Below are 6364 nucleotides of genomic sequence, written 5' to 3'. Positions count from 1 at the left end.
CCCCCCCCCCCCCCCCCCCCCCCCCCCCCCCCCCCCAGCCGGCAGGTGCTCACCGACGTACTCGATTCCTGTTGAGAACCGATCCTGTTGGGAGTCAGCGGTTTCGATGCCGGGGCGGGGTCAGCTCGGGGGCATCAGCACCGAATCGACCAGGTAGACCGTCGCATTGGCGGTCTTGATGCCACCGCAGACGACCGAAGTGTTGTCGTTGACCTTGATGTCGTTGCCGGACCCGGTGACCGTCACCGTGGCACCCTCCAGCGACTTGTGCTGGCCATCGATGTCGGCGGGCGGAATCTGGCCGGACACCACGTGATAGGTGAGGATCTTGGTCAGCATCGCCGAGTCGGTCTTGAGCTGGTCCACGGTCGCCGCGGGGAGCTTGGCGAAGGCGGCGTCGGTCGGCGCGAAGACGGTGTACTGCCCGTTGTTCAGCGTGTCCACCAGGTTGACCTGTGGATTGAGCTTGCCGGAGATGGCCTGCGTCAGTGTCTTGAGTTCGGGGTTGGCTGCCGCTGCGGTAGCCACCGGTGCCATGGCCATCCCGTTCACCGAGGCTGGACCACTGGGGTTGGCCTGTGCGTATGCGGCGCAACCGCTTCCGACGAGATCCGCCGCCGGGGCGGCGCTTTCGCTCATGCTGGTCATGCCGCTCATCCCGGACATGCTGCTCGTCGCGGTCGACGTCGACGAGCCGGAGTCGTCACTACTGGAACATCCGGTCACCAGGCCGGCTGCGAGTACGAAACCCGATGCGGCCAGGGTGATTCGGGTTGCTGCGGTGGTTCGCATGTTCTTCCTCACTGTGGACGGAATGAGCCAGCCCGAGTGGGCGTGCTCACACAGTCATTCGCTTCCCCCGGCGCCGCGGATGGGTCGCGCACCGAGAAACTTTCCGGTACGTCCCGCGGTGCGTGCGGCCCGGAGGGGTTGGAGATCCGTTGAGGCACGGACCCATCCGGTGGGTGACACCGTGCGAACCCTTGACGAGGCAGCCGGCTGATCGGTCGGCATGTCACCACGGCGAGAGGTCGATCAATGCATCGAACCGCAGGGCGATACCTACGGGCGATGACGGTGGGGGTGCTGTCGGTGGGGGTGGGTCTCGTCGCCGGAGAACTCATCGCGGCCCTGGCCGTTGCACCCGCATCGCCGGTGGGTGTGGTCGGTGCGCAACTGATCGACCACACGCCGTCGGCGATCCGTGAGTGGGCCATCGACACCTTCGGTACCTCCGACAAGACCGCGTTGCTGAGCGGTATCGCGGCGGCCGTCGTCGTACTCGCTGCGATCGCCGGAGTCCTGCAGGTCGCCAGACCCCCGATGGGAGCGGCGGTGATCGGCGCCTTCGGTGTCGTGGGCGTCGTGTGTGCGGTGACCCGACCGACCGGCACCGCGCTCTACGCGGTGCCGTCGTTGTGCGCAGGCGTGATCGGCATTGTCGTTCTCGTCGTCCTGAGTCGGCGTGCGATCGGCAGCCGTCACCGGCCCGAACCCGAGCCCCCCGAACCCGAGGACGCTCAGCCTGTCGCCACCGTCGGGTGGTCGCGCCGTCGTTTCGTCGCGGTCTCCGGCGGGATCGCCGTGCTGATCGCGGCATCGGGGTATGCCGCCCGCCGGATCGCCGCGACCGGCGGCGCCGTCGCCGAACGTATGGGACTTCGCCTGCCCGCGGTTCGTAACGCCGCCGCACCGATCACGCCGTCGATGGGCGTGCAGCTCCCCGGCGCCACCCCGTTCCTGACGTCCGCGGCCGACTTCTACCGCATCGACACCGCACTCGCGGTTCCGCAACTCACCACCCGACAGTGGCGATTGCGCATCCACGGCATGGTGGCCCGTGAGCTCACCCTCGACTGGGACGATCTGATGGCGATGCCCGCGCGGGAACGCGTGGTGACGCTGACGTGCGTGTCCAACGAGGTGGGCGGCGACCTCGCGGGCAACGCCCGATGGCTCGGCTACCCGATGGCCGACATCCTCGCCCGGGTCGGTGCCGAGGCCGACGCGGACATGTTGTTGTCGACGAGCGTCGACGGGTGGACCTCGGGTACCCCGTTGTCGGCGATCACCGATGGCCGCGACGCGATGCTGGTGATCGGGATGAACGGGGCGCCCCTACCACTCGAGCACGGCTACCCGGTCCGCCAGGTGATCCCCGGACTGTACGGCTTCGTCTCGGCCTGCAAATGGGTGATCGACTGGGAGATCACGCGATTCGACCGCGCACAGTCGTACTGGACCAAGCGTGGTTGGGCCGAGAAGGCGCCGATCAAGACGGCGTCGCGCATCGACCGGCCCGCCCCCTTCGCCTCGCTGCCGGTCGGACCGGTGGTGGTCGCGGGAACCGCCTGGGCCCAACATCGCGGCGTGCGGTCGGTGCAGGTCCGCGTCGACGACGGGCCGTGGCAGGAGGCGACACTCACGTCGGAGTACTCCATCGACACCTGGCGGCAATGGACCTGGACGTGGGACGCCCAACCGGGCCAGCACACGCTCTACTGCCGGGCGACCGACGCCACCGGTGCCACCCAGCCGGACTCCCGCGTGCCGCCCATTCCCGACGGCGCGACGGGCTGGCACAGCCGGGTGATGACCGTGCAGCGCTGAGGCGTCGTCGGCAGGTGGGCCCGACGTGGGGAGCCGTCGGTGGCCGCACGTACTCTGGTGGTCGGCCTCTGTTGGTCGTCATAGCCGACCAGGAGGCGTGCCGACCAGGAGACATCACCGAACACGCACCGCCGCACAGCACCGGGAGAATCCATGAGCGCACCCGCCGTCAGCCCCACCGACAGCGGTGTCCAGCAGACCGTCACCGATCTGGCCACGGCCGCCAAGAACGCATCCCGCGCTCTGGGCCGGCTGACCACGGCCGCCAAGAACGACGTGCTCATCGCAGCTGCCGAGCAGATCGAGGCCGCGACCGAGTCGATCATCGCCGCCAACGCCGAGGATCTCGCCCGTGCGGAGGAGTCGGGGATCGAGGGCAGCCTGCTCGACCGGCTACGGCTGACACCCGAGCGGGTGGCCGGAATCGCCGCAGGTCTGCGCCAGGTCGCCGCACTGCCCGATCCGATCGGGGAGGTCGTCGCGGGCAAAACACTGCCCAATGGACTGCGACTGCGTCAGGAACGTGTCCCGCTCGGGGTGGTCGGCATCGTCTACGAGGCGCGGCCCAACGTCACCGTCGATGCCTTCGGAATCGCCTTCAAATCCGGCAACGCCGTGCTGTTGCGCGGCTCGTCGTCGGCGGCGGCATCGAACGCCGAACTGGTACGGATCCTGCGGGACACCCTGCGCGCCAACGGGGTCACCGCGGATGCGGTCGCGTTGCTGCCCAGTGAGGACCGCGCCAGCGTGACGGCCCTCATCCGGGCCCGGGGACTGGTCGACGTTGTCATCCCGCGCGGCGGAGCCGGGCTGATCAACGCCGTCGTCGCCAACGCCACCGTGCCGACCATCGAGACCGGCACCGGCAACTGCCATGTCTACGTGCACGCACTCGCCGACGTCGACGTCGCCACCCGCATCGTCCTCAACGCCAAGACGCGGCGGCCCAGCGTGTGCAACGCTGCCGAGACGGTGCTCATCGACAAGGCGATCGCCGCCGAGGCGATGCCCAAGATCAGCCAGGCCCTCCGGTCGCAGGGAGTCGTCATCCACGGCGACGAGGCCGACATGGAACCCGCCAGTGACGCCGACTGGGCCGACGAGTACCTCTCACTCGACATCGCGATGAAGATCGTCGACGATCTCGACGCCGCCGTCGCCCACATCGACACCTACGGCACCGGACACACCGAGGCCATCATCACCACCGACCTGGCCGCGGCCCAGGAGTTCACCGACCGCGTCGACGCCGCCGCGGTGATGGTCAACGCCTCCACCGCATTCACCGACGGTGAGCAGTTCGGATTCGGTGCCGAGATCGGCATCTCGACGCAGAAACTGCACGCGCGCGGTCCGATGGGTCTGCCCGAACTGACCTCCACTAAGTGGGTCGTCTGGGGCGACGGCCACATCCGCCAGGCGTGAGAGGGGTCCCCGTGAGCACAACACCCACCGACACCAACTCGACGGTGCACCCGTCCTTCACCGACGTTCCCGACGTGGCCGCCCGTCTGCGCGGCACCGGCTACCTCCCCGACGACGCCACCGCGACCGCCACCTTCCTGGCCGACCGGCTCGGCAAACCGCTGCTCGTCGAGGGTCCCGCCGGGGTCGGCAAGACCGAACTGGCCCGGGCCATCGCCGCCGCCACCGACGCCGAACTCGTGCGGCTGCAATGCTACGAAGGCATCGACGACGCGCGGGCGCTCTACGAGTGGAACCACGCCAAGCAGATCCTGCACATCCAGGCGACCGGAACCCGGGACTGGTCGGAGGCCAAGACCGACATCTTCTCCGAGGAGTTCCTGCTGCCGCGGCCGCTGTTGACCGCGATCTCGCGGCCCGGTGCCACCGTGCTGCTCATCGACGAGATCGACAAGGCCGACGTCGACATGGAGGGTCTGCTGCTGGAGGTGCTCAGCGACTTCGCCGTCACCATCCCCGAGATGGGCACCGTCGTCGCCGCCCGTCGCCCGATCGTGCTGTTGACCTCCAACGCCACCCGCGAACTGTCCGAGGCGCTCAAGCGGCGGTGCCTCTACCTGTACATCGATTTCCCGGACGCCAAGCGGGAGAAGGACATCCTCGCCTCCCGGGTGCCCGCGCTCACCGAGTCGCTGGCCGCCGAACTCGTCCGGGTGGTCGGCGTCCTGCGCACCCTCGACATCCGCAAGAAGCCGTCGGTGGCCGAGACCATCGATTGGGCGAACACCCTGCTCGCCCTCGGCGCCGGGGAACCCACCTCCGGGTCGTCGGGACGTGGGCTCGACAACGGACTGATCGCGCGCACCCTCGGTGTCGTGCTCAAACATCGGCCGGATCTCACCACAGCCATCAAAGAACTCAAACTCGGCTGATGTCGGCCGTGCCGGAAACCGCGCCGCTCGTCGCACACCTCACCGACTTCGTCGACGAGTTGCGCCGACGCGGAGTGGTGGTCGGGCCGTCGAACCTGATCGACGCCGCACGTGCCGTCGAGGTCCTCGACCTGCTCGACCGCAGCAGTCTGCGGGAGGGACTCGCGGCGACACTGCTCGACGACCACCTGCACCGGCCGGCCTTTGATCGGCTCTTCGACCTGTGGTTCCCGGCCGCACCCGGAGCGCGCACCAGCACCGAGGAACTGCCGCGCACCGCCGACGGTGAGGTGGACATCGCCGCCACCCGCGACGCGCTGGCCACCCTGCTGGCCGACCCCGACTCGGAGTCCGACGGCCGTCTCGACGCGATGGTCGCCGAGATCGTCGAAATGCTCGGGCGGTACGAATCCGCCCGCGGCGAGGCGTATTCGGCGTATCAGGCGCTGTCCTCGATCGACCCGCAGACCCTGATCGCCCGGATCGCGGCGGCGATGGCCGGCGGGTCGCCGTCGGATCTCGATCTGGGTACCGAACCGATGTTCCGCCGCGCCGCCGGTGATCGGGCCGCAGCGGTCCGTGCGGCGATCGAACGCGAAACCCAACGCCGGATGTCGGCGCGCAACGGCCGCGAACGCGTCGGCGAGTACGCGGTGCCCAACTTGCCGGAGAACATCAACTTCCTCACCGCGGGCGCCAGGGAACAGGCCGAACTGCGCCGCACCATCGACCCGCTGGCCCGATTGTTGGCCTCGCGGTTGGAGATCCGCCGCCGACGCGCCCACCGCGGACCGGTCGACGTGCGGACCACGCTGCGCGCATCGATGTCGACCGGCGGGGTGCCCATCGAACTCCGCCACCGCAAACCCCGACCCGGACGACCCGAACTGATCGTCATCTGTGACGTCTCCGGCTCGGTCGCCGGGTTCTCCCAATTCACCCTCAACCTCGTCTACGCACTGCGCCAGCAGTTCTCGAAGGTCCGGGTGTTCGCGTTCATCGACACCGTCGACGAGGTGACCGATCTGTTCGACCCGCGCAACGACGCCGACGCCGGCTTCGGCGGTGACGCCCGGGCGGCGATGCACCGGATGATCTCGACCGCCCGGCTCATCACCCGCGACGGGCACTCCGACTACGGCAACATGTTGCGCGGCTTCGTCGACGAGTACGCCGAGACGCTCACCCACCGCGGCGCCCTGCTGATCCTCGGCGACGCCCGGACCAACTTCGGCTTCCCCCGCACCGAACTGCTCGCCCAACTCGTCGAACGCGCGCGCCACGCCTACTGGCTCAACCCCGAGGCCGGCGCCGAATGGGGTACCGGTGACTCCGCCGCCGACGACTACGCGGAGGTCATCGACATGTTCGAGTGCCGCAACGCCCGCCAGCTCGCC

The 6364-nt window shown here is 69.0% G+C and carries 5 protein-coding genes; 4 read left to right on the top strand and 1 reads right to left on the bottom strand.

Going from position 1 to position 6364, the window contains the following annotated elements; all coding sequences use genetic code 11:
- Positions 1 to 120: 120 nt before the first annotated feature.
- Positions 121 to 792 carry a fasciclin domain-containing protein gene (locus B1964_RS14365; protein ID WP_079930259.1) on the bottom strand — a complete coding sequence of 224 codons (672 nt, stop codon included), beginning with the start codon at positions 790 to 792 and terminating at the stop codon, positions 121 to 123.
- 246 nt (positions 793 to 1038) lie between these two features.
- Between B1964_RS14365 and B1964_RS14360 the strand changes: the two genes are divergently transcribed.
- The 4 genes from B1964_RS14360 to B1964_RS14345 all read left to right on the top strand — a co-directional run.
- Positions 1039 to 2610, top strand: a complete 1572-nt coding sequence (locus tag B1964_RS14360; RefSeq protein WP_079930258.1) for a molybdopterin-dependent oxidoreductase — start codon at positions 1039 to 1041, stop codon at positions 2608 to 2610.
- 153 nt (positions 2611 to 2763) lie between these two features.
- On the top strand, positions 2764 to 4035 hold the full coding sequence (locus B1964_RS14355; protein WP_079930257.1) for a glutamate-5-semialdehyde dehydrogenase: 1272 nt from the start codon (positions 2764 to 2766) through the stop codon (positions 4033 to 4035).
- 11 nt (positions 4036 to 4046) lie between these two features.
- Complete coding sequence (locus B1964_RS14350) at positions 4047 to 4967, top strand: MoxR family ATPase (RefSeq protein ID WP_079930256.1); 921 nt, start codon at positions 4047 to 4049, stop codon at positions 4965 to 4967.
- Positions 4967 to 6364, top strand: a 1398-nt coding sequence (locus B1964_RS14345; RefSeq protein ID WP_079930255.1) for a VWA domain-containing protein, incomplete at its 3' end; no start/stop codon positions are given. The genes B1964_RS14350 and B1964_RS14345, both read left to right, overlap by 1 nt.

This window comes from Gordonia sp. i37 (genome assembly GCF_002043085.1).
Lineage (GTDB): Bacteria > Actinomycetota > Actinomycetes > Mycobacteriales > Mycobacteriaceae > Gordonia > Gordonia polyisoprenivorans.
Note: the sequence above shows the minus strand (reverse complement) of the source record. Positions and strands in the feature narration are given on the sequence as shown.